This window comes from Mesorhizobium sp. GW821-FHT07A06, from assembly GCF_059419085.1.
Window position 1 is genome coordinate 259,908 of sequence record NZ_JBWKRC010000007.1, and the last position, 23,971, is coordinate 283,878.

Genomic DNA, 23,971 nt, shown 5'->3' on the forward strand with positions numbered 1-23,971 from the left:
GCAAATCGCAAATGCCTGCGGCGTCTCGCAGGCCGCCTTGGGGCGGCGAGGCCATCGAAAGACGGCCGGCTTCGCTGACTGCACGAGACTGCTCCCGTGAGCGGGCTGCGTCAACCATCAATATCCGGTTACGGAAAAATGTGATCGAAGGGAGGTTACGTCCCGGTCAGTTTCTGCACAGCTTTGTCAGGAGCGTGTTCAGCCTTTGTTCTTTCCGCTTGCCCGTTCGCGCGAAAGGCGGTTAAACGACTTCTGTCGGGAATTGTGGCGTCTCTCGACGTGGCGGCAAAAACACCTACATAGGGGATGGCCGGGAAAATCCCGCCAATCCCACGAATTCCAGATCTGAGGCGGCGACCGGCGATGGCCGACCATAAATTCCTTTCCATTCGCGGGGCGCGCGAACACAATCTCAAGAACGTCGATCTCGACCTGCCGCGTGACAGTCTGATCGTCATGACCGGCCTGTCCGGCTCGGGCAAATCGTCGCTCGCCTTCGACACCATCTATGCCGAAGGCCAGCGCCGCTATGTCGAGAGCCTGTCGGCCTATGCCAGGCAATTCCTCGAAATGATGCAGAAGCCGGATGTCGACCAGATCGACGGCCTGTCGCCTGCCATCTCCATCGAGCAGAAGACCACCTCGAAGAATCCGCGCTCGACGGTCGGTACCGTCACCGAGATCTACGACTATATGCGCCTGCTGTTTGCCCGTGTCGGCGTGCCCTATTCGCCGGCCACCGGCCTGCCGATCGAGAGCCAGACGGTCAGCCAGATGGTCGACCGGGTGTTGGCGCTCGAGGAAGGCACGCGCCTGTTCCTGCTGGCGCCGATCGTGCGCGGCCGCAAGGGCGAGTACCGCAAGGAACTCCTGGAACTGCAGAAGAAGGGGTTTCAGCGCGTCAAGGTCGACGGCGTCTTCTACGAGATCGCCGATGTTCCGGCGCTCGATAAAAAATACAAGCACGACATCGACGTCGTCGTCGACCGCATCGTGGTGCGTGGCGATCTGGCAACCCGCCTCGCGGACTCCATCGAAACAGCGTTGAAGCTCGCCGAGGGGCTGGCGGTGGCGGAGTTCGCCGACAAGCCGCTCGATTCCAGCCAGACCGGCGAGGATTCGGTGAACAAGTCGAAGAACGAGACGCATGAGCGCATCCTGTTCTCGGAAAAATTCGCCTGTCCGGTGTCGGGCTTCACCATTCCCGAGATCGAGCCGCGCCTGTTCTCGTTCAACAATCCGTTCGGCGCCTGCCCGACCTGCGATGGCCTCGGCAGCCAGCGCGCCATCGATCCCAATCTCGTCGTACCCGATGAGAACGTGTCGCTGCGCGACGGCGCCGTCAGCCCGTGGGCGAAGTCGACCTCGCCCTATTACGTGCAGACGCTGGAGGCCTTGGGCAAAGCTTACGGCTTCAAGCTCGGCGACAAGTTCAAGGATTTGAGCGCGGAAGCACAGGACGCGATCCTGCGCGGCACCGGCGAGCGGGAAGTTACTTTCCAGTATGATGACGGGCTGCGCTCCTACAAGACCACCAAGACCTTCGAAGGCGTCATTCCCAATCTTGAACGTCGCTGGAAGGAGACCGAATCCGCCTGGATGCGCGAGGAGATCGAGCGCTTCATGTCGGCGACGCCCTGCCCCGTGTGCAAAGGCTATCGGCTGAAGCCCGAGGCGCTGGCGGTGAAGATCGGCGGCAAGCATATCGGCGAAGTCACCGAACAGTCGATCCGCAAGGCCGACCAGTGGTTCACCGACCTGCCGGCCCAGCTCAACGATAAGCAGAACGAGATCGCGGTCAGGGTGCTGAAGGAAATTCGTGAACGGCTCCGCTTCCTCAACGATGTCGGGCTCGACTATCTGACGCTGTCGCGCAATTCCGGCACGCTGTCGGGCGGCGAGAGCCAGCGTATCCGGCTGGCGTCGCAGATCGGTTCCGGCCTCACCGGCGTGCTTTATGTGCTGGACGAGCCATCGATCGGCCTGCACCAGCGCGACAACACGCGCCTGCTCGATACGTTGAAGCACCTGCGCGACATCGGCAACACGGTGATCGTCGTCGAGCATGACGAGGACGCCATCCTGCATGCCGACTATGTCGTCGACATGGGACCGGCGGCCGGCATCCATGGCGGCGAGATCATCGCCCAAGGCACGCCGCAGCAGGTGATGGCCAACCCCAATTCGATCACCGGCAAGTATCTGTCGGGCGCGCTTGAGGTCGCCACCCCTGGTGTTCGGCGTGAGGCGAAAAAAAACCGGCGCCTGAAGATCGTCGGCGCGCGCGGCAACAATCTGAAGAACGTCACCGCTGAAATCCCGCTCGGCACCTTCACCGCCGTCACCGGCGTGTCGGGCGGCGGCAAGTCGACCTTCCTGATCGAGACGCTGTTCAAGGCGGCCTCGCGCCGCATCATGGGTTCGCGCGAGCATCCGGCCGAGCATGATCGCATCGAGGGCCTCGAATTCCTCGACAAGGTCATCGACATCGACCAGTCGCCGATCGGGCGGACACCGCGTTCGAACCCCGCCACCTATACCGGCGCCTTCACGCCGATCCGCGACTGGTTCGCCGGCCTGCCGGAGGCCAAGGCGCGCGGCTACCAGCCCGGCCGCTTCTCCTTCAACGTCAAGGGCGGCCGCTGCGAGGCCTGCCAAGGCGACGGCGTCATCAAGATCGAGATGCACTTCCTGCCCGACGTCTACGTCACCTGCGATGTCTGCCACGGCAAGCGCTACAACCGCGAAACGCTCGATGTCCTGTTCAAGGGCAAGTCGATCGCGGACGTGCTCGACATGACGGTCGAGGAAGGTGTCGATTTCTTTGCCGCCGTGCCCGGTGTGCGCGACAAGCTCGACACGCTGAAGCAGGTCGGCCTCGGCTACATCCATATCGGCCAGCAGGCGACGACGCTTTCGGGCGGTGAAGCGCAGCGCATCAAGCTGGCCAAGGAATTGTCGCGCAAGGCGACCGGCAAGACGCTTTACATTCTCGACGAGCCGACCACCGGCCTGCATTTCCACGACGTCGCCAAGCTGCTGGAAGTGCTGCATGAACTGGTCGACCAAGGCAATACGGTGGTGGTCATCGAGCACAATCTCGAAGTGATCAAGACCGCCGACTGGGTGCTCGATCTCGGTCCCGAAGGCGGCGACGGCGGCGGCGAACTGGTTGCCTCGGGCACGCCGGAAGCGATCGTGCGCGAGAAGCGCAGCTACACCGGCCAATTCCTCAAGGAATTGCTGGAGCGGCGCCCCGGAGGCAAGCGCGAAGCGGCTGAGTGATGGCGGAGGATGGTCTCATCACGGCCCAGAGCCGTTTTGGCGTGACCGAAACCATCGATCGCCTCGCCGAGGCGATCGAGCGATCCGGACTGCATGTGTTCACTCGCATCGATCATGCAGCCGGCGCACGCGATGTCGGCGCCTCGCTGCGGCCGACAGAGTTGCTGATTTTCGGCAACCCCAGAGGCGGCACACCACTGATGCAGGACAGGCAACTTGCCGGCATCGACCTGCCGGTGAAGGCGCTGGCCTGGGAGGATGAGGACGGCAAGATCTGGCTGTCCTACAATGATCCGCACTGGATCGCCGAGCGCCATGGCCTGGGCGAAACCAGCCGCGCCACGGTCGCGGCTATGGCTGCCGGCATGAAAAAGATGATCGCCGCTGCCGCTGGAATGGATCAATCATGAGGCTTGCGCGCTCCGAAGATCTCGCCGCGATCGTCAAGCTGACGGAAGCAGCCTACGCTCCCTACAACGCGATACTCGACGCGCCGCCGATCCCGGTGACCGAGGACTATGCGCCGCGCATCGCCAACGGCGAGGTCTGGCTGCTGGAGAGCGGCGGCGAACTTGCCGGAGTGATCACGCTGGAGCGGCATGAGGATCACGCGATGATCTTCTCCGTCGCTGTGTCGCCCGCCTTCCAGGGCAAGGGGTTCGGTATCGCATTGCTGAGACACGCCGACGAGCAGACGCGCTTGTGGGGCCTGCCGGAGATACGGCTCTACACCAATGCGAAAATGGAACGGAACATCGCGCTCTATCTCGCTTACGGCTATCGCGAAACGGGTCGCCGGCCCAACCCTTACAGGCCAGGATGGGTACTGGTCGACATGGCAAAACCGGTCGACGAAACCACGACGGTCTGATTTTTCTGAATTTGGCCAGACTTCTGCAATCGGGAGGACCACAATGAGCAAATCGGGAACAATCCGCTCCGGCATGGGCGGCTGGACCTTCGAGCCCTGGGACACGTCCTTCTATCCGGACAAGCTTTCGAAGGCCAAGCAGTTGCAATACGCCAGCCGGCAGGTGCCGAGCATCGAGGTCAACGGCACCTATTATTCCAGCTTCAAGGAGCCGACCTTCGTCAAGTGGGCCAGCGAGGCGCCGGACGGCTTTGTCTATTCGCTGAAAGGCAACCGCTTCGTCACAAACCGGCGTGTGCTGGGCGAAGCCGGTGAATCGATGATGCGCTTCCTGGGTTCCGGCGTTGCCGCGCTCGGCGACAAGCTCGGTCCAATCCTGTGGCAGTTCGCGCCAACCAAGAAATTCGATCCGGACGATTTCGAAGCCTTTTTGAAACTGCTGCCGGAAAAGCAGGATGGTGTCGCCCTTCGCCATGCACTCGAAGTGCGCAATGACAGTTTCATCGTGCCGGAATTCCCCGCGCTCGCGCGCAAATACAAAGCGGCGATCGTCTATGCCGACCATGCCAAATATCCTGATATCGCCGATGTGACCGGCGATTTCATTTACGTCCGGCTGCAGACCGGCTCGGACGACAATCCCGACTGCTATACGCCGAAGGCGCTCGATGAATGGACGGCACGTGCAAGGATCTGGGCGGAAGGAAGGCAGCCGGCCGATTTGCGGCGTGCCGACCCCGCCACCGACGCTCCGGTCCAGCCGCGCGACGTGTTCGTCTACTTCATCACCGAGGGCAAGGTGCGCGCGCCTTTTGGGGCGATGGCGCTGATGAAACGCGTGGCGGACTGACGAGCAACAGGCCGCATGCCGTAGGCGCAACCCATGCGTTTTGCGCTTGGCAAAGCGCCTTTTGATGGCATCTTCGCCCCCATCGTAACCTTATCGACACTTCCTTGCTGCATGAATGCGGCGACGCCAAGCCGCAGAGATGGAACCGCCGCCGGCAAGGAAAGAGGGGCATGTCGCTGGACTACACTTCGCTTCTGCTAGCTGTCGGGTTCTCCGCGGCCTGCCTTAGCCTGACATTGTTCGGCATGTGGCTAACCGCTCGCTCCGAGCGTTTCCTGCTGACATGGGCAATCAGCCTCGTGTTCGTGGTCGGCGATATCTTCTTCTATGACGCCTATATCGACATGCCCGGGCGGCTGCTCGGCCTCGCCGCGCTGGGTTTCCTGCTGATCGGCTTTTCAACCATGCTGGGCGCTGCCTATCAGTTCAGAACGGGCGATTCACCGGTCGGGCGAACGCTGTTGGGTTGTCTTTCGCTGGTGGTGACGCTGCCTCCCATGGCGCTGGGCTATGACGGGCTGGGCTTCATATTCGAGAACTCCTTCGCGGCCTTGCTTCTGTTTGCTACCGCATTCGAATATTGGAGGTGCCGGAACGAGGCTCCTGCCCTGACGATCGGCATCACCGCGCTCTATTCGGCCACCGCCACGTCTTTCGCGCTCTGCGCCATGGTTCTTGCCTGGGATGGAAAACTGGTCCTGGGGCACGCGCCGAGCAACTGGGCGGAGGAACTGAGCCTCATCGTGGTCATCGCCAGCATGACGGGGATCGGTGCCCTGTCGCTTGCGCTCAATCAGGGTCGTCTGGCGAGGCACCACCGCCGTGATGCCCTGACCGATCCCTTGACCGGGCTGCTCAACCGGCGCGCCCTGTTCGACCTGCATGGCAATGTCCCGGTCGGCGCCTTTACCGCTGTGGTCGTCTTCGACCTCGACAACTTCAAGGCGATCAACGACGAATACGGCCACGCGGCGGGTGACGAGGTGTTGAAAGTTTTCGCCGGGGAACTCGCCGGCAATCTTCGCCAGGCCGACGTGGCGGCGCGCATGGGCGGCGAGGAATTCGCGCTGGTGTTGAAGCGCACTCTGCCGGAGACGGTTGAAGAAACCGCAGAGCGCATCCGGACCGCTTTCGCGACGCGCTTGATTGAGACCGAAAACGGTTCCCTGACCTGCACGGTCAGTGCCGGCTTTGCATTCGGCAGCAAGGAAGGCCTCAGCTTCGACAAGGTGCTCAGCGCCGCCGACAAGGCGCTCTACGACGCCAAGCGTGGCGGCCGCAACCGCGTCACGGCCTCGCCACTCCGACGCGCGGGCTGACCGCGCGTACCAATACCGAGCCTGTGGTTGTGGATAGGCAAAGGCGGATCTTATGCCGCCATGACGATCTCATTGAAGGCATCGAGGTCGACATAGAAGACCTTGGTGATCTCCTCGATCAGGTCGTCGTATTCGCAGCCCTGCGACCTCAGGATGTTGATGGCGGCGATGATATCGACGCGTTCGGTAAGCCGCCGTTTCTGATAGTCCTCGACGTAACGTTCCATGGCTGTCCCTTAGCCTGTGTGCCCAAACGCGTTGAACGACAAAGATCGCAGGAGGGAAGCTAGGAAGCCTTGCTTGCGTGGAACTTGCCCGGCCTTCGCCGCGCCCTCGATCTGCGATAACCAGACTGGTACGGAAGCGGCCGACTCACAAAGCCAAGAAAAAGACTAGCATGCAGTCCCTGATGCACCAGAGACGCGAATGGCCGGATGAAAGAAATATTGGATTTGCCAAGGAATTCGGACCAGAAACTGAAGTCCAGTACCGATTCTAGACCGTGAGAAATTTGCGGACATCGGCCCGGTCCAAATCTTCCGCCGGGCCGGTGTGGACGATCAGGCCACGATCCATGATGTTGACCTCGTCGGCGAGCTCGCGACAGAAGTCGAGATACTGTTCGACCAGCAGAACCGCGATGCCGGCCTGGTCGCGCAGGTAGCGTATGGCGCGGCCGATATCCTTGATGATCGACGGTTGTATCCCTTCCGTCGGCTCATCCAGCACCAGAAGCTTCGGCCGCATCACCAGCGCCCTGCCGATGGCGAGTTGCTGCTGCTGGCCGCCGGAAAGATCGCCGCCACGGCGGCCAAGCATCTGCTTCAGCACCGGAAACAGCTCGAAGACATGCGCCGGCACGTTGCGGTCGGCGCGCTTCAATGGCGCAAAACCCGATTCCAGGTTCTCCCGCACCGTGAGCAGGGGAAAGATCTCCCTGCCCTGCGGTACGAATGCGATGCCCGACCGGGCGCGGTCATACGCCGCGCTCCGGTCGAGCGCCTTCCCCTCGAAGGCAACGCTTCCGCTCGTCAGCCGATGATGGCCAACGATCGATCTCATCAAACTGGTCTTGCCGACGCCATTGCGGCCGAGCACGCAGGTGATCTTGCCGGCGCCCGCCTTCAGCGAGACACCACGCAACGCCTGGGCGGCACCGTAGTGAAGCGTGGCGTTTGAAACCTCGAGCATGTCTCAGCGCCTTTTCCAGAACCGCAGAAAGGCCAAATCGAAGCGATGGAATTGAACCCGCCAGACCATGCTTACCTTACCTCCCCAGATAGACTTCGACGACACGCTCGTCGGCCGAGACAAAATCGAGCGTGCCTTCCGAGAGCACGGAGCCCTCATGCAGGCAGGTCACCTTGACGCCGAGTTCGCGCACGAAATGCATGTCATGCTCGACGACAATGACCGAATGGTCGCGCGCAATATCCTTGAGCAGCCGCGCGGTCTCCTCGGTCTCGGCGTCGGTCATCCCGGCCACCGGTTCGTCGACCAGAAGCAGCTTCGGATCCTGTGCCAAGAGCATGCCGATCTCCAGCCACTGCTTCTGGCCGTGACTGAGGTTGGCCGCCAGTTCGTTGCGTTTGTCGCCCAGCCGTATGATGCCAAGAATATCATCGATCTGGCGCGCCTCGGCGGCGGAGCGGCGGTGGAACAGCGCCGGGAAGATCGAACGCGGCCCCTTCAGCGCCAGCATCAGATTTTCCTCGATCGTATGGCTCTCGAAGACGGTCGGCTTCTGGAATTTGCGGCCGATGCCCATCATGGCTATCTCGGCCTCGTCATGCCTTGTGAGATCCACCTGGCCGTCGAAGAACACTTCGCCTTCGTCAGGCCGCGTCTTGCCGGTCACGATGTCCATCATCGTCGTCTTGCCGGCGCCATTGGGGCCGATGATGGCACGCATCTCGCCCTTGTCGAGCACAAGAGACAGGTTGTTGATGGCGCGAAAACCGTCGAAGGAGACCGAGACGCCGTCGAGATAAAGGATGGTGTTCGACTTCGACATCGCTTACTCCGCCGGCTGCGGTTCGGGGCCGGACGACGACCAGTCGCCGGGCTTTGTCGCCGCGCTGCGACCGATCTTGGCTGTCGCCGGGTCGCCATCGGTGCCGGCCTCCTCGGCCAGCGACGCCGCCCGCAGCGCCCTGGCGTTGCCACGCCAGGAATCCCACATGCCGACGATACCCTTCGGCAGGAGCAGCGTGACGGCGACGAACAGCCCGCCCAGCGCAAACAGCCAGAGTTCCGGCAGCACGCCGGTGAACCAGGATTTGCCGGCATTGACCAGCAGCGCGCCGATGATCGGCCCGACGATGGTGCCGCGCCCGCCGACGGCCGCCCAGATCACCACCTCGATCGAATTGGACGGTTCGAACTCGCCGGGATTGATGATGCCGACCTGCGGCACGTAGAGCGCGCCGGCAATGCCGGCCATGACGGCCGAGACCGTGAAGGCAAACAGTTTCACGTTCTCCGCCCGCCAGCCGAGGAAGCGCGTGCGGCTCTCGGCGTCGCGCACCGCCATCAGGAGCTTGCCGTATTTGGAACCGACGATGGCCCAGGTGACGAACACGGCGAGCGCCAGCATCACCGCACTGACGGCGAAAAGAGCCGAACGGGTCGCATCGGCCTGCACGTTGAAGCCCAGAATATCCTTGAAATCGGTCAGCCCGTTATTGCCGCCGAAACCCATATCGTTGCGGAAGAAGGCCAGCAGCAGCGCATAGGTCATCGCCTGGGTGATGATCGAGAGATAGACGCCGGTCACGCGGCTGCGGAAGGCGAACCAGCCGAAGACGAAGGCAAGCAGGCCGGGCACGGCAAGCACCATGAGCGCGGCGAACCAGAAATGGTCGAAGCCATGCCAGAACCAGGGCAATTCCTTGTAGTTCAGGAACACCATGAAATCCGGCAGGATCGGGTTGCCGTAGACGCCGCGCGAGCCGATCTGGCGCATCAGGTACATGCCCATCGCGTAGCCGCCGAGCGCGAAGAAGGCACCATGGCCAAGCGAGAGGATGCCGCAATAGCCCCAGACCAGGTCGAGCGAGAGCGCCAGCAGCGCATAGCAGAGATATTTGCCGGTCAGCGCCACGATATAGGGCGGAATGTAGAACGCGCTTGCCGGAGAAACAGCCAGGTTGAGCAGCGGCACGATGATGGCCGCCGCCAACAGGACGAAAATGGTGATGGCGATGCGGCGGTCCGCGCCTGCGGCGAAGAAGCGTCCCGTGATCATGCTTCCACCGCCCTGCCCTTGAGCGCGAACAGGCCGCGCGGCCGCTTCTGGATGAACAGGATGATCAGCACCAGCACGACGATCTTGCCGAGCACCGCGCCGGCATAGGGCTCGAGGAACTTGTTGACGATGCCGAGTGAGAAGGCGCCGACCAGCGTGCCCCACAGATTGCCGACACCGCCGAAGACGACGACCATGAAACTGTCGATGATGTAGCCGCGGCCGAGATTGGGCGAGACATTGTCGATCTGGCTTAGCGCGACGCCGGCGATGCCGGCAATGCCGGATCCCAGCGCGAAAGTCAGCGCGTCGACCCATGGCGTTCTGATGCCCATCGAGGCGGCCATGCGGCGGTTGGCGGTGACGGCCCGCATCTGGAGGCCCCAGGGCGTGCGTTTCATCACGTAGAGCAACACGCCGAACACGGTGAGCGCGAAAACGAGGATCCACAGACGGTTCCAGGTGATGGCCAACTGACCGACATAGAACGAACCCGACATCCAGGATGGAGTGCCGACCTCCTGGTTGGTCGGCCCGAAGATCGAGCGCACCGCCTGCTGCAGGATCAGCGACACGCCCCATGTCGCCAGCAGCGTCTCCAGCGGTCGGCCGTAAAGGAAGCGGATGACGCCGCGTTCTATGGCGAGACCAACCAGTGCGGCGACGAGGAAGGCAAGCGGCAGTGCGATCACCAGCGACCAGTCGAACAGGCCGGGAAAGGATGTGCGGATCACCTGCTGGACGACGAAGGTGGTATAGGCACCCAGCATCACCATTTCGCCATGCGCCATGTTGATGACGCCCATCACGCCGAAGGTGATGGCGAGCCCGATCGCGGCGAGCAGCAGCACCGAGCCCAGCGAAATGCCGTACCAGATGTTCTGGCCGGCATCCCAGAAAGCCAGCGTGGAATTGATGCTGGCGATCGCGGCCGTCGCCGCTTCCTTCACTGCTCCCGAGGCGTTGGCCTCGACGGAAGTGAGAAGCGAAACCGCGTTACGGTCGCCGCGCGCGCCGATCAGCGCGATGGCCGCCAACTTGTCTGCATCGGGCTTGTCTGAAACCAGTATGGACGCGGCACGGGCCTGCTCGAGCAAAGCCTTGACGCTCGCCACGCTTTCACTGGCGATCGCCGCGTCGAGCGGCTCGATGTTGGCAGCATCGGGTGTCTTGAACATAGTGTCGGCTGCGGCAATGCGCACAGCCGGATCCTTGGAACCAAGCGTCAGCGTGCCCAATGCATCACGGATGGCGCGGCGCAACGTGTTGTTGACGCTGATCTTGGTGATGTCGTCCGCGGAGGCCTCTCCTGCTGCCTCGCCGCTCAGCGGATCGAAAAGCTTGACGTTCTCGTCGCCTTCCTCGCCGACAAACACCATCGAGTCGGCCGTGCGAAAGTAAAGATTGCCGTCCGCCAATGCAGCAAGCGGCCGTTCTACAGCCGGGTCGCCGGTGGCTGTCAACTCTTGAACGACGGCTCCCGTCTCGGAAAAGTCCGTTACTGTCGCGAACTTGGCGATAATGGCACGCAGATCGGCTTCCGCAGCGCCCGAAGACGACAGCGTCGCCAACAGGAACAAGAGCGCCAGGCCCATCGCATGGAAAATCTTCATCGGCTCTTGGTGACCCTTGAAGGTTGAATGGGCGTCCGGACAGTGGAGGAAACAGTCCGGACGCGCGCGGTCTTGGGCATGGACCCGGAGGCCCAGCCCGGGAGGATCAGTTCGTGCCTTTGCCGCCGCACTTGCCGGTTTTGACGTTGAAGTTGCCGCAGCTCAGCGGCGCGCGCCAATCGGAAATCAGGTCCTTGGAGTCGGGCAGGTAGTCGGACCATTCGTCGCCCATCACCAGGCCCGGCGTCTTCGAAACTGTTTCGAACTGGCCATTGGCCTGGATTTCACCGATCAGCACCGGCTTGGTGATGTGGTGGTTCGGCATCATCGTCGAATAGCCGCCGGTCAGGTTCGGCACCGAAACGCCGATCATGGCGTCGATGACCTTGTCCGGATCGGTGGTGCCGGCCTTCTGGACTGCCTTCACCCACATGTTGAAGCCGATATAGTGTGCTTCCATCGGGTCGTTGGTGGTGCGCTTGTTGTTCTTGATGAACTTGTGCCAGTCGGCGATGAACTTCTTGTTCTCAGGCGTGTTGACGCTCTCGAAATAGTTCCAAGCGGCGAGATGGCCGACCAGCGGCTTGGTGTCTAGACCGGCAAGTTCTTCCTCACCGACCGAGAAGGCCATGACCGGGATGTCCTCGGCCTTGATGCCCTGGTTGCCGAGTTCCTTGTAGAACGGCACGTTGGCGTCGCCGTTGACGGTCGAGACGACGGCGGTCTTCTTTCCGGCCGAACCGAACTTCTTGATCGCCGAGACCTCCGTCTGCCAATCCGAGAAACCGAACGGCGTGTAGTTGACCATGATGTCCTCGGCCGCGACGCCCTTGGACTTCAGATAGGCTTCTAGGATCTTGTTGGTGGTGCGCGGATAGACGTAGTCGGTGCCCTCGAGCACCCAGCGCTTCACCGAGCCGCCATCCGCGCTCATCAGATAGTCGACGGCCGGAATGGCCTGCTGGTTCGGAGCCGCACCGGTGTAGAACACGTTGCGCTCGCTTTCCTCGCCCTCATACTGGACGGGATAGAACAGGATGTTGTCGAGTTCGGAGAACACCGGCAGCACCGACTTGCGCGACACCGAGGTCCAGCAGCCGAACACAGCCGCGACCTTGTCCTTCGAAATCAGCTCGCGTGCCTTTTCGGCGAACAGCGGCCAGTTGGATGCCGGATCGACGACAACGGCTTCAAGCTTCTTGCCGAGCAGGCCGCCCTTGGCGTTCTGCTCGTCGATGAGCATCAGCATGGCATCCTTCAGCGTCGTCTCCGAAATCGCCATGGTCCCCGACAGCGAATGGAGAATGCCGACCTTGATCGTGTCCTCCGCCGCCTTGGCGGGCGCCGACATCAGCAGGCCTGCGGCGACCACGCTTGCCGAGAACATTTTTGTTATTGTCGAGAAATTACCCCTCATACGGAAGACTCCCAAGCTGGTTGATTGCACCGCAACACTACAATGCAACCCCCATGCCAACCGCTGCGCGGATTCTGAAAAACGGCAAATAGACGAATATTATCAGATTGTTATTATATTAGGTGAAACAAACAAAAGAGAGCCGGTTAAAAATTGGTTGAGGGAAATTTGCGCAACGCACCAGGCGTCTGCCTAATTTTTGTCCAATTTTAGCAAATGCCTAGATTTTGATCTCCGCACGCGGGACGCGGACGACAAATGTTGCGGTACGGCCCAAAAATGGGGCAAGCTCGCGTCTCAACCGAGCAACGTCATGGCGTCCCTGATTTATCGCATTTTCATCGGCATGATGCTTCTGGCGGCAGCGACCGGGATCGCACGGGCCGACTTCAGCGACGGCAAGATGCCCGATGGCACCTATCACTGCGAGGTCTACCTGCTCGGCATGTTCCTCAACCTCGGCGACATCACCATCAAGGGCAATGTCTACACAGGCCCGGTCACCTTCGGGACCGCCCAGCAGGGCTACAACTACCAGATGGATGCAAACGGCGTCATCTCCTGGCTGGGTCCGCTCGGCGGCTATACGGCGGGCGGCAACTCGCTGTCGCTGACCCAGGCAACGCTGGACGGCGAGAGCCCACCTTCCTTCGACATCATCATGAAGCAGCCCGATGGCGCCTTCACGGCATCGACCTGCACCAAGGGAGGCAATCCGTAGGCCTTGGCGGGTGCGGTCTGCAGGCCCTGCCCGCCCTTCTCATGTCATCTGGATGTTGCCGAAGCTGGATAGGCAGCGGTGCGCCGTCACCCATCCACATCGAGAGGCAGACACATGGCCAACTTCCCGTTTTCATCCTCCCCTGTCATTCGCGAAATCATCGCCGAGCGCGTCTCGCGCCGCACGCTCCTCAAAGGCGGCATCGCTTCCGGCGCGTTGATCGCCGGCGGCAGCTTTGTCGGCTCGTTGTTCGCCGGCGAAACACATGCCGCCGCGCTTTCCACACTGGGCTTTCCCGAACTGAAGCGGGTCTATGACAAGACCCATGCCGCCGCCGATGGCTATGAAACAACAATCGTCGCGCGCTGGGGCGATCCGCTCGTCGCCGGCCTGCCGGATTTCGACGGCAGCACGGTCGCGGCCGCCGAGCAGGAAAAGCGTTTCGGCTACAATTGCGATTACATCGCCTTCCTGCCGCTGCCCAAGGGCTCGGTGAATTCCGATCACGGCCTGCTTTGCGTCAACAACGAATACATCTCGCCCAATGTCATGTTTCCCGGCGTGACCGAGGACGACGCCGGCAAGACGATGAGCAAGGAGCAGGTCGATCTCGGCCTGGCGGCGATGGGCCACTCGATCGTCGAGGTCATGTTCAAGGACGGCAAGTGGCAAACCGTCGAGGACAGTCCGCTCAATCGCCGCATCACGGCCAACACCGAGATGACCGTTTCCGGGCCCGCAGCCGGCCACGCGCTACTCAGGACGTCCGCCGACGCGACCGGTACGAAAGTGCTCGGCACCAGCTACAATTGCAGCGGCGGCTTTACCCCCTGGGGCACCGTGCTGACTTGCGAGGAAGGCGTTTCCGACCTGTTCGGCGGCGATCCGAAGAAGGCACCGACCGCCGACATTCTCGACCGCTATGGCTTTGATGGCTCCGATATCTATGGCCGTGGCCGTTTCCATGACCGCTTCAACATCGACAAGGAGCCGAACGAGCCGAACCGCTTCGACTGGGTGGTCGAGATCGACCCTTATGATCCCCAATCGAAGCCGGTGAAGCGCACGGCCCTTGGCCGCATGTCGCATGAGGCCTCCACGGTCGTCCTCAACAAGGACGGCCGCATCGTCGTCTACATGGGCGACGATGACTATTTCGAATACATGTACCGCTACGTCTCGAACAAGGCTTACGACAAGGCGAACCCCGCCTCCGGCAACGGCCTTCTGGACGATGGCGTGCTCTCGGTCGCCCGTTACGACGCCGATGGCTCGCTGACATGGCTGCCGCTGGTTCATGGTCAGGGCAAGCTCACCGCCGAGAACGGCTTCGCCGACCAGGCCGAGGTGCTGTTGAAGACACGGCTGGCGGCGGACGCGCTCGGCGCGACCCCGATGGACCGGCCGGAGGACATCGAGACCAATCCGGTCACCGGCCGCGTGTACGCCGTCATGACCAAGAACAAGAAGCGAGACGAATCCAAGGTCAATCCGGCCAACACGCGGCCCGAAAACCTCTGGGGTCATATCGTCGAGCTGATCCCGCCCGGGGGCCGCGGCGCCGAGGCCGACCATACCGCCGACAAATACGCCTGGGACCTGTTCGTGCTCTGCGGCAATCCAAAGGACACCAAAGTCGGCGCAACCTTCCATCCCGAGACGTCGGACAATGGCTGGTTCGTCTGCCCTGACAACATTACCTTCGACCCGGCCGGCCGGCTCTGGGTGGCGACCGACGGCGCCAATGATTTCGGCCTGCCGGACGGCGTCTATGGCGTCGACACGGAAGGCGCGGCGCGCGGCCTGCCGAAGCTTTTGTTCACCTGCCCGCATGGCGCGGAAGCGACCGGCCCTTGCTTCACGCCAGATGGCACGACGCTGTTCCTTTCGGTGCAGCATCCCTCCGAGGATGCCGAAACGCTCGACAAGGCGCAGTCCCTGTGGCCGGATTTCCGGGACGGCCAGCCGCCGAGGCCATCGGTGGTCGCCATCCGCCGCAAGGACGGCCAGCCGGTCGGGGCATAAGGTTCAGGCTCACCAAAAAAGGCGCGGAACCCAGTCAGGTTCCGCGCCAGCAGGCAGTCGGGAGGTTAGATCGTCTTGGCCGACATCTGGGCGGCGATGTAGTCGGCCTGGCGGATCGCCAGCGACACGATGGTCAAGGTCGGGTTCTCCGCGGCACCCGTCGTGAACTGGCTGCCGTCCGACACGAACAGGTTCTTGATGTCGTGCGTTTGGCCGTGCTTGTTGACGACACCATCGGCCGCCTTCTCGCTCATCCGGTTGGTGCCAAGATTATGCGTCGAAGGATAGGGCGGTGTCGGGAAGGTGCGCGTTGCGCCGACCGCCGCGTAGAGCGCCGAGGCCTGCTTGTAGGCGTGGTCGCGCATCGCCGTGTCGTTGGGATGGTCATCGAAATGCACGTCGGCGATCGGCATGCCATGCTCGTCTTTTTCGTCGGCATGCAGCGTGATGCGGTTTTCCTCGCGCGGCATGTCTTCGCCGACGATCCACAAGCCGGCCATGTGGTCATAATGGTCGAGCGCCGTGGTGAAGGAGCGTCCCCAGCCGCCTGGGTTGAGGAACGCCGCCATGAACGGCAGGCCGAGCGACAGCGTCTCGAACTCATAGCCGCCGACGAAGCCACGTGACGGATCATGCCGCGCCTCGTCGCGGATGATGCCGGCCATGGTGGTGCCGCGATACATGTGCACCGGTTTGTCGAAGATCGCGTAGACCGAGCCCGTGGTGTGGCGCATGTAGTTCTTGCCCACCTGCCCCGAGGAGTTGGCCAGGCCATGCGGGAATTTGCTCGATTCGGAATTGAGCAGCAGGCGCGGGCTTTCGATCGAGTTACCGGCCACCGCGACGATGCGGGCCTTCTGCTCCTGCAGCTTGCCGTCCTTGTCGGCGTAGACGACGCCGGTCACCTTTCCCGAAGCATCATGGTTGATCTTGATCACCATGGCGTTCGGCCGGACTTCGAGGTGGCCTGTCGCCTCGCCCTTGGGGATTTCGGTGTAGAGCGTCGACCATTTGGCGCCCCATTTGCAGCCCTGGAAGCAGAAGCCGGTCTGCTGGCAGGAATTGCGGTCGTCGCGCTCGACGGAGTTGATCGCCATGTTGCCGGTATGGCATTCCTTGTAGCCGAGCTTGTCGGCGCCCGCCTTGAGAACCTTGAAGTTGTTGTTGCCCGGCAGGCGCGGCCAGTCATTGGTGCCCGTGACGCCCATCTTGGCTTCCGCCTTGGCGTAGTACGGCTCCATTTCGGCCAGCGTCACCGGCCAATCTAGGAGGTTCGCGCCCTTCACCTTGCCGTAGGTGGTCGCCGTCTTGAACTCGTGCTCCTGGAAACGCAGCGAGGCTCCGGCCCAGTGCGTCGTCGAGCCGCCGACCGATTTGACGATCCAGGCCGGCAGGTTGGGAAAATCCTTCGCCACGCGCCAGTCGCCCGATGTGGTGCGCTTGTCCTTCCAGGCCAGTTGGGCGAACGAATCCCATTCGTCGTTGATGAAGTCCTCATACTCGTGACGGGCGCCCGCCTCGAGGATGACGACGTCTATGCCCTTCTGGGCCAGTTCGTTGCCGAGCGTGCCGCCCCCGGCGCCAGAGCCGATGATGACGACCACGCCGTCGTTCTTGAGATCAAATTGTGCTGCCATGGTTTCCTCCCATGAGATCGGTCAAAAAGCGGTTGCGGACAGAGTGGCTCAGAGCCACTCGATGTCGTTGAAACCGCGCGCGATGTAGCCGCCCTTGGAGTAGGACTCGCCCTCATAGCCGAAGATCGGCCACACCTCTTTCTGGTTGTAGAGACTGACGACGAGGCCGCCGCGCACCGCCTGGAAGAAAGGCGTCTTCTCTATTTCGGTGAGCAGCGCCACACGCTGCTCTTCCCAGCCGAGCCCACGATAACCGCCCTTGCCGGCCTTCTGGTCGAGTTCGGCAATGCCTTTCTCGATCAGTTCCTTGTGAGCGGGATCCTTGGCGGCTGTCTCGTCATGGCCCTTGACGGCGATGGCGTAATATTTGTCCGGCACCTGGTCGTGCGGATAGATGTCGCGAGCGACCTGGATCAGCGTCGCCATCGTCTCGGGCTTCAGCGCCGAGGTTTCCAGGCCCCAGGCGTGCTCCGGGCTGATGATGGCGCTGCCTGAAATGACAAGCAGCGCACCGACGCCGCCGCGCTTGAGAAGCTCGCGCCGTGACAGGCCGGGCTTCCTCTCATAAATCGTGACCATAGTTTCCTCCCTGCTTGCTGTTCGCACCCCTTGAGGGTGCCGTTGCTGGCGCCGAGCGGTGCGCGCGGCTGGTTGTCCCCTATTGGAAGCGCCCTCCACGCTGCAGGACCTCGATCTTGTAACCGTCGGGATCCTCGATGAAGAAGAACCGGGCGATGCGCGACCCGTCATGGTTGAACTCGACGATCTTCTTCGGATTGAGGCCGAGCGCGCCGAGCCGATCGTGTTCGCCGTCGAGATCGGCGACCGACACCGCGAGGTGACCATAGCCGTCGCCAAGCGCATAAGGCTCCTGCCGCCCCTTGTTGACGGTCAATTCCACTTCGAAGGGGGTATCGGCATTGCTGAGATAGATCAGCGTGAACGTCTCAAAATCCAGTCGCTGGGCGACCTCAAGGCTGAAGGCCTTGGTGTAGAAATCGATGGACCGGGCCTCGTCGAGAACCCGGATCATGGTGTGGATCGCCTTCGCCAAATCAGACTCCGCAGCTTTCATGCTTTAGAAGTGATTATGCGCGCCGGCGAAGAAAGGTGGTGGCAGCCGATTACCACGTGTAGGATAGGAAAAACGGTAATGTCGCTTCATCTAAGGACGAAAGTCCGATTGCCGTTGTCGGCCGTCCGGTCGAAGATGAAACCGCAGGCAGTGTCAAAAAAGGCGTCGGCCACCGAGTCGGCACCCAAGACCAACAAAAACGGGAGGTAACGATGTGCAGAGTCTTTGCCGCACAGGATCCGGAAGGCTATCGCCAGATCAACCGGTCGATCCGCATTGATGGACATTCGACCAGCATCCAGCTCGAGGCGACGTTCTGGGCCCTGCTTGACGAAATCGCCGAAAGCCAGAACCTGACGACGCCCAAATTCATCTCGAAGTTGTACGACGAAGCCATCGAGATCAACGGCGAAATCCCCAATTTCGCGTCCATGCTGCGCACCACCTGCGCGCTCTATCTGCGCGGCCACCGGCCCGACCTGGACGAGCGGATGGCGCCTAATCGAGAAGCGGCCTAGAGCAATTCCAGGAAACGGTTCTCCGTCCGGAATTGCGCGAAAACAAATAGTTGGAGCAGTTCGCCGTTTCCGTGAAATGGTGAATTGCTTTAGCGGCCCTCCCCAGCGATTTCGAGCGCCAGCCGGGTCATGTCCGTAAAAAGCTGCTGACGTTCTGAATAGTCGGTCAGCTCACCGGTCTCGATATTGTCGACCACCGTGCAGATCGACAGTGCACTGGCCCCGAAATGCCTGGCTATTCGGTAAAGCGCGCTGGTTTCCATATCCACCGCCAGCGCTCCTGCCGCCTGGGCCTCCGCAAATCGGGTGCGCCCGTCCGGGTGGTGGAAGATGTCGCTGCAAAGTGTCAGGCCGGCGTGATGTTCGATGCCGAGTTCGGCCGCCTTGGCCAAGGCACGGGCCAGCAGCGTCGGATCCGGACCGGCAGCGGTTCCGTAAAGGCCGAAGACTTGACCGCTTTGAGCGCTTTCGGGCCGAACCGATTGCGAAATGACAAGACTGCGCAGCTTTGCCTTGGCGCTCAGGCTACCGCAGGTGCCGGTGCGGATCAGCGTTCTGGCGCCATAATAGTCAAGTAATTCCTGAGCATAAATCAGGAATGATGAAACACCGATACCCGTCGCCTGAATGCTGATGGGCTGGCCGCGAAACAGGCCGGTAAAGCCGAGAGCACCCCGCCTGCTATTGACGCAGCGTGGTGCTTCCAGAAATGTCCGCGCCATCCATTCGGCGCGCTGCGGATCACCCGGTAACAGCACCATATCGGCGTAATCGCCGCTGTGTGCCTCGATGTGTGGCGTCAACAGTTGCTCCCCAAGCCCCGCTCGCTCCTTCACCCGCAATCATGGCGTTGTGAGGGCGTCGCACAAGGGCAGAGAAGCGGAAGCGCCTGATGCATGCCGCCTAAAAGCGACCTCCGTTCGGGCGAACGCCATGCACAAAAGCAAAGACCAGAAGCGCGGCGCACGGATCCCTTACAGACGCGTTCTAGGACTCAAGCATGTCCTTGACGATCGTTGCCAGTTGCTTGAGCGAGAACGGCTTCGGCAGGAAGCCGAAATGCGCCTCGGCCGGCAGGTTCCTGGCGAATGCGTCCTCGGCATATCCCGACACGAAGACGAACTTGATGTCGGGCTGGCGCTTGCGCAATTCACCAAGCAGGGTCGGCCCGTCCATTTCGGGCATCACCACGTCCGAGACGACGATGTCGACCTTGCCGCCCAGCGCTTCGAACACTTCCAGCGCCTCGACGCCGGATGATGCCTCGTGCACGGTATAGCCGCGCGAGGTCAGGGCCCGCACGCCGCCCATGCGCACGGCGTCCTCGTCCTCGACCAGCAGCACCGTGGCCGACCCGGACAGGTCCTTGGTGCTGTCGACCGGCTTGACCGGCGCGGCGCTCGGCGCCTCCCCGGGCTCGGCTGCTTTTTTTGCCTCCGCGATGTGACGCGGCAGGAAGATGCGGAAGGTCGACCCCTTGCCGACTTCGGAATCGCAGAAAATGAAGCCGCCGGTCTGCTTGATGATGCCGTAGACCATGGACAAGCCAAGGCCCGTGCCCTTGCCGACCTCCTTGGTGGTGAAGAACGGCTCGAAGATCTTCTTCAGCACATCAGGCGCGATGCCGCTGCCGGTATCCTCGACTTCGACCACGACGTAGTCGGCCGCGGCGAGTTCGCGGTAGGAGAAGGTCTTGCACTCCTCGGCGGTCACGTTGCGGGTGCGCACGGTGAGATCGCCGCCGGCCGGCATCGCGTCGCGCGCATTGACCGCCAAATTGACCACCACCTGCTCGAACTGGCCGATATCGACCTTGACCGGCCACAGGTCGCGGCCGTGGTCGACCTTCAGCTTGATGTCATTGCCGACGAGGCGGGCAAGCAGCATCCTGAGATCGGCAAGCACGTCAGTCAGGTTCAGCACCTCCGGCCGCAGCGTCTGCTTGCGCGAGAAGGCCAGCAACTGCCTGACCAGCGAAGCGGCCCGGTTGGCGTTCTGCTTGATGTTCATGATGTCGGGGAAGGACGGATCCGACGGCCGGTGATTGGTCAGGAGCAGGTCCGACGCCATGATGATGGCGGTCAGCACATTGTTGAAATCGTGGGCGATACCGCCGGCGAGCTGGCCAACCGCCTGCATCTTCTGGCTCTGCGCCATCTGCCCTTCGAGTGCCTTCTGCTCGGTCGTCTCGACGGCGTAGACGATGGCCGATTCCTCGGCGCCCTCGCCGCCGGTGCCGTCGGCGACGGCGTTGACGTAAAACCGGATATGCCGCTCTTCGTTGCCGGGCAGCACGGTGTCGATCGGCTCGATGTCGGCCTGCCGCTGGCGGGCTTTCTCGAATGCGGCGGCAAAGGCCGGCCGGTCGCGCTCATGGATCACCGTATCGAGCCGCACGCGGCGATCCACGGCGTCCCGGTCGACGACCGAGGAAAACAGCGACAGGAAGGGCGCATTGGTGCGCAGGATGCGCCCGCTGGCATCGACACCCGCGATGGCCATCGGCGTAGAATTGAAGAAGCGGGTGAAGCGCACTTCCGAAGCGCGCAGATCGGCCGACGCATCCTCGCCTTGCGTGCGGTTAAGCACGATCGTGCGCGTCGGGCCGCCGACACCTTCGCGGCTGGCCGAAACGCGATGCATGAAACGCACCGGGAGCGCCTCTCCCGTCATCGTTGTCAGGTCGAGATCGATGACCGCGTTGCGCGTCGTGCCGGGATCGGCCTTGACCGAGCGCACCAGCGCCATGCCATCACCGGCAACGATATCCGGCAAGGTCACGGCGCCCGGCGTGAAACTGGCGAGATCAATGCCGAGCCACTCCGCGAGCGTGGCGTTGATATAGGTGACGCGGCCGTCCTGGTCGGCGGAAAAGAAGCCGGCCGGGGCATGATCGAGATGGTCGATGGCCTTCTGCAGGTCGAGGAAGAAACGCTCCTGCTCGGCCCGTTCCTGCGAAATATCGGCGAGTTGCCAGGCCAGCATCGGCAGCCGCTGGCCCGGAACGCTGAAGGTTCGGGCGCGCGCCCTGTACCAGCGGGCACCCGGTTCGGCGCCGGGCCGGATCGATTGCGCGAGCCGGAACTCGCCGTCGCCGGGCTGGCCGTCACGCAGGCCGGAGGCCAGTCGGTAAATGGTCACCGAAGCCTCGGGAACATCCGAAAGCAGCCCTTCGACCGTCTTCAGGTCGGCGGCCGAGGAGGCTCCGGTCATGTCGGCATAGGCCCGGTTGGCGTAGACGACGCGGCCCTTGGTGTCCGTCACCAGCAGGCCTTGCGACATGGAATCGACGAAAGCCTTGGACAGCTCATCGCCGGTCGAGCGCGGCGTGACCTGTACGAAGCCGATCGCCGTCGCGAACAGGAAGCCGACGCCGATCATTGCCAGCACGCCCAGCATGCCGAGCAGGAACGGATCGCCGAGGCGCTCGCGGAACAGCCCGAAGACGATCGCCGCCCCCGTCAGAACGACGATGAAGATGATGAGCCGGGTGACCGCGCCCGGTCGCGTGTTCTGGTCGACGATCGGTACCGGATAGAAATCGCCGCGCGCTTCCTTGGCCATATGCCCCCTGCTCGTGAAGTCCGCTGTTCCGACACCCGCCCCTAATGCATGTCGCCCAAAAATGACTTCGGTTTTGGGAAAACGACACGCATGAAACACAAGGACCTGAAGCGCGTCGCATGAATCCGTTTCAGCGCGACGCGCTTTAGCCGGTTGAATCACATTCTCCTAGTCCGGAAAAGGCCCGGGCGGCAAATGTCAGATAAAAATGATGCCTGCCGGCCGTAGAGTGTTTCAAGCTGTTCACGATGCGTGAAAGGCAACTTGCGGTGGCCAGCCGCAACGGTCTAGTGTCGCGTCACTTTCCAAACCGATCAGGGGAAACCAATGCAGTGGCTGGATAGCGTGGCGGGCCCTGGTTATGCGGCGGCACTCCTATGGACTTTCGCGGCGCTCATCCTGCTGGTCATCGTACTCGTCATCATCAGGCTCGTGCGCAACCTGACCTTCGGTACGTTTGTCGCCGGTGGACGGAACCGCAAGACCCGGCTTGCCGTCATGGACGCCACGGCTGTCGACAGCCATCGACGGCTGGTGTTGGTGCGCCGCGACGACATCGAGCATCTGCTGCTGATCGGCGGCCCGACCGATGTCGTCGTCGAACGCGACATCCGCTTGGCTGCGCCTCGCCGCCCGGCGCTGACCGGAGATGGCGGCCTGCAGCCCGTCCCGGCCGCCACGGCCCCGGCAACAAAATCGCATCCGCCTAAGCCGGCTCCCGCACCGGCACGTCCCACACCGCCTCCGCCGCCGATGACTGCCGCACCGCCTGCCCGCCAGCGCCCGGCGGCGCCACCGCCAGCCCAGACGCCCGCACCGAAGCCGGCGGCGCAAACCTATCAGTCGGCCAACGTCACGCCACTGCCTGCCTACGGCTCCGCCAACGCCGTCAGGCACGTGCCACCGCCGCCGCCGCCAAGGCAGGACAGCATCGATGACACGCTGATGAAGGAACTCGAGGTTTCGCTGGACCAGCCCCGCTCCGGCGGCCCGGCGGGCAAACCGGCAGCCAAGGCGCCGCAATCGCTCGACGATGAAATGACCAAGCTTCTGGGCGAACTTTCAAGCCAGAAGAGATGACAAGCGCCTGAGCCGGCCGGCCACCTGGCCGAGTTCGAGTACGCTGTCGCCCGGTTTTGGCCCAGCCAAGCACCAACGAAAAATGGCCGGGAAACCCGGCCATTTTGATTTTCAACTTCGTTGTAACTGCCCGGAACCGCAGCCCCGAAACAATATGTCAGTCGTCGCGATAGACTTTTTCGCGGCGCTCATGTCGTTCCTGCGCCTCGATCGACAAGGTGGCGATCGGACGCGCATCAAGCCGCTTCAGCGCGATAGGCTCGCCGGTTTCCTCGCAATAGCCGTAAGTGCCTTCATCGATGCGCTGCAGCGCCGAATCGATCTTTGAGATCAACTTGCGCTGGCGATCGCGGGCCCTGAGCTCGATGGCGCGGTCGGTTTCCGAAGAGGCGCGGTCGGCGAGGTCAGGGTGGTTGGCGTTTTCTTGCTGAAGGATTTCGAGAGTTTCGCGCGCTTCGCGCAGTATGTCATTTTTCCAGGTGACGAGCTTTAGGCGGAAGTAGGATTTCTGCCGTTCGTTCATGAACGGCTCGTCTTCGGAGGGTACGTAATCGGCGGTAACGATGTCGTTCATTCGACTCACCCAAACTGCCCCAAATTTGGCGCCTATATATTCGCCGGTCGACGCCTGCACAAGCGCAATCGCCCACCGACTCACGCAATTGTTAAAGTACGCCGGCGGCCTCCGCTGAAGCGAGCCGCAGCCGATTCCATAGCCAAGGCGAACCACCCCTGCGATCCCATCCCAT

At 62.2% G+C, this 23,971-nt stretch carries 21 protein-coding genes; 9 read left to right on the forward strand and 12 right to left on the reverse strand.

Going from position 1 to position 23,971, the window contains the following annotated elements; translation table 11 throughout:
- Nucleotides 1-363 precede the first annotated feature (363 nt).
- The 5 genes from uvrA to AC07SZ_RS23200 all read left to right on the forward strand — a co-directional run bounded on the left by uvrA (nucleotide 364) and on the right by AC07SZ_RS23200 (nucleotide 6,325).
- Nucleotides 364-3,285, forward strand: a complete 2,922-nt coding sequence (uvrA, locus tag AC07SZ_RS23180; protein WP_056576787.1) for an excinuclease ABC subunit UvrA — start codon at nucleotides 364-366, stop codon at nucleotides 3,283-3,285.
- Nucleotides 3,285-3,695 (forward strand): DUF302 domain-containing protein, encoded by a 411-nt coding sequence (locus tag AC07SZ_RS23185; RefSeq protein ID WP_494916023.1) that lies wholly within the window; start codon nucleotides 3,285-3,287, stop codon nucleotides 3,693-3,695. The genes uvrA and AC07SZ_RS23185 overlap by 1 nt, the downstream gene beginning before the upstream one ends.
- Nucleotides 3,692-4,156 (forward strand): GNAT family N-acetyltransferase, encoded by a 465-nt coding sequence (locus AC07SZ_RS23190; RefSeq protein WP_494916024.1) that lies wholly within the window; start codon nucleotides 3,692-3,694, stop codon nucleotides 4,154-4,156. Before AC07SZ_RS23185 ends, AC07SZ_RS23190 begins: the two co-directional genes overlap by 4 nt.
- 43 nt (nucleotides 4,157-4,199) lie before the next feature.
- Complete coding sequence (locus AC07SZ_RS23195; RefSeq protein WP_494916026.1) at nucleotides 4,200-5,006, forward strand: DUF72 domain-containing protein; 807 nt, start codon at nucleotides 4,200-4,202, stop codon at nucleotides 5,004-5,006.
- Nucleotides 5,007-5,176: 170 nt separating this feature from the next.
- Nucleotides 5,177-6,325 carry a GGDEF domain-containing protein gene (locus tag AC07SZ_RS23200; protein ID WP_494916027.1) on the forward strand — a complete coding sequence of 383 codons (1,149 nt, stop codon included), beginning with the start codon at nucleotides 5,177-5,179 and terminating at the stop codon, nucleotides 6,323-6,325.
- A gap of 50 nt (nucleotides 6,326-6,375) precedes the next feature.
- On the opposite strand, the gene AC07SZ_RS23205 is transcribed toward AC07SZ_RS23200, so the two are convergent.
- From AC07SZ_RS23205 to urtA, 6 genes are all read right to left on the reverse strand, one after another.
- Nucleotides 6,376-6,552, reverse strand: coding sequence for a hypothetical protein (locus AC07SZ_RS23205; RefSeq protein ID WP_081294751.1), 177 nt, complete (start codon nucleotides 6,550-6,552; stop codon nucleotides 6,376-6,378).
- A gap of 268 nt (nucleotides 6,553-6,820) precedes the next feature.
- Nucleotides 6,821-7,516: an urea ABC transporter ATP-binding subunit UrtE gene (urtE, locus tag AC07SZ_RS23210; protein WP_056576776.1), complete on the reverse strand. Its 696-nt coding sequence runs from the start codon at nucleotides 7,514-7,516 to the stop codon at nucleotides 6,821-6,823.
- 76 nt (nucleotides 7,517-7,592) lie between these two features.
- Nucleotides 7,593-8,339, reverse strand: coding sequence for an urea ABC transporter ATP-binding protein UrtD (urtD, locus tag AC07SZ_RS23215; RefSeq protein ID WP_056576773.1), 747 nt, complete (start codon nucleotides 8,337-8,339; stop codon nucleotides 7,593-7,595).
- 3 nt (nucleotides 8,340-8,342) lie between these two features.
- Complete coding sequence (urtC, locus tag AC07SZ_RS23220; protein WP_494916028.1) at nucleotides 8,343-9,572, reverse strand: urea ABC transporter permease subunit UrtC; 1,230 nt, start codon at nucleotides 9,570-9,572, stop codon at nucleotides 8,343-8,345.
- A complete protein-coding gene (urtB, locus tag AC07SZ_RS23225; RefSeq protein WP_494916029.1) occupies nucleotides 9,569-11,185 on the reverse strand; it encodes an urea ABC transporter permease subunit UrtB in 1,617 nt (538 codons plus the stop codon). The genes urtC and urtB overlap by 4 nt, the downstream gene beginning before the upstream one ends.
- A 106-nt stretch (nucleotides 11,186-11,291) precedes the next feature.
- Nucleotides 11,292-12,572, reverse strand: coding sequence for an urea ABC transporter substrate-binding protein (gene urtA, locus AC07SZ_RS23230; protein WP_494916094.1), 1,281 nt, complete (start codon nucleotides 12,570-12,572; stop codon nucleotides 11,292-11,294).
- 343 nt (nucleotides 12,573-12,915) lie between these two features.
- On the opposite strand from urtA, the gene AC07SZ_RS23235 reads away from it, so the two are divergent.
- Together AC07SZ_RS23235 and AC07SZ_RS23240 are read left to right on the forward strand one after the other, a co-directional pair.
- Nucleotides 12,916-13,323, forward strand: coding sequence for a hypothetical protein (locus AC07SZ_RS23235; RefSeq protein WP_494916031.1), 408 nt, complete (start codon nucleotides 12,916-12,918; stop codon nucleotides 13,321-13,323).
- A 114-nt stretch (nucleotides 13,324-13,437) separates the two neighbouring features.
- On the forward strand, nucleotides 13,438-15,348 hold the full coding sequence (locus tag AC07SZ_RS23240) for a PhoX family protein (protein ID WP_056576756.1): 1,911 nt from the start codon (nucleotides 13,438-13,440) through the stop codon (nucleotides 15,346-15,348).
- Nucleotides 15,349-15,413: 65 nt separating this feature from the next.
- Here AC07SZ_RS23240 and AC07SZ_RS23245 read toward each other — a convergent pair whose 3' ends face one another.
- The 3 genes from AC07SZ_RS23245 to AC07SZ_RS23255 form a co-directional block, all read right to left on the reverse strand.
- Entirely contained in the window at nucleotides 15,414-16,985 is a 1,572-nt protein-coding gene (locus AC07SZ_RS23245; protein WP_056576753.1) for a GMC family oxidoreductase, read from the reverse strand.
- A 48-nt stretch (nucleotides 16,986-17,033) separates the two neighbouring features.
- Nucleotides 17,034-17,564: a twin-arginine translocation pathway signal gene (locus AC07SZ_RS23250; protein WP_056576750.1), complete on the reverse strand. Its 531-nt coding sequence runs from the start codon at nucleotides 17,562-17,564 to the stop codon at nucleotides 17,034-17,036.
- A 79-nt stretch (nucleotides 17,565-17,643) separates the two neighbouring features.
- Nucleotides 17,644-18,039 carry a VOC family protein gene (locus AC07SZ_RS23255; RefSeq protein WP_056576747.1) on the reverse strand — a complete coding sequence of 132 codons (396 nt, stop codon included), beginning with the start codon at nucleotides 18,037-18,039 and terminating at the stop codon, nucleotides 17,644-17,646.
- 233 nt (nucleotides 18,040-18,272) lie between these two features.
- Here AC07SZ_RS23255 and AC07SZ_RS23260 point away from each other — a divergent pair, with 233 nt between their 5' ends.
- The gene (locus AC07SZ_RS23260) at nucleotides 18,273-18,578 is read left to right on the forward strand and encodes a ribbon-helix-helix domain-containing protein (RefSeq protein WP_056576742.1); all 306 of its coding nucleotides are present in this window, start codon (nucleotides 18,273-18,275) and stop codon (nucleotides 18,576-18,578) included.
- Between the two features lie 89 nt (nucleotides 18,579-18,667).
- Here the strand turns inward: AC07SZ_RS23260 and AC07SZ_RS23265 are convergent, their stop codons facing one another.
- Nucleotides 18,668-19,381 carry a purine-nucleoside phosphorylase gene (locus AC07SZ_RS23265; RefSeq protein ID WP_494916032.1) on the reverse strand — a complete coding sequence of 238 codons (714 nt, stop codon included), beginning with the start codon at nucleotides 19,379-19,381 and terminating at the stop codon, nucleotides 18,668-18,670.
- A gap of 184 nt (nucleotides 19,382-19,565) precedes the next feature.
- Entirely contained in the window at nucleotides 19,566-22,142 is a 2,577-nt protein-coding gene (cckA, locus tag AC07SZ_RS23270; RefSeq protein ID WP_056576735.1) for a cell cycle histidine kinase CckA, read from the reverse strand.
- 327 nt (nucleotides 22,143-22,469) lie between these two features.
- Between cckA and AC07SZ_RS23275 the strand changes: the two genes are divergently transcribed.
- Complete coding sequence (locus AC07SZ_RS23275; RefSeq protein ID WP_494916034.1) at nucleotides 22,470-23,222, forward strand: hypothetical protein; 753 nt, start codon at nucleotides 22,470-22,472, stop codon at nucleotides 23,220-23,222.
- Nucleotides 23,223-23,379: 157 nt separating this feature from the next.
- Here AC07SZ_RS23275 and dksA read toward each other — a convergent pair whose 3' ends face one another.
- Nucleotides 23,380-23,796 (reverse strand): RNA polymerase-binding protein DksA, encoded by a 417-nt coding sequence (gene dksA, locus AC07SZ_RS23280; RefSeq protein WP_006202025.1) that lies wholly within the window; start codon nucleotides 23,794-23,796, stop codon nucleotides 23,380-23,382.
- Between the last annotated feature and the right edge of the window lie 175 nt (nucleotides 23,797-23,971).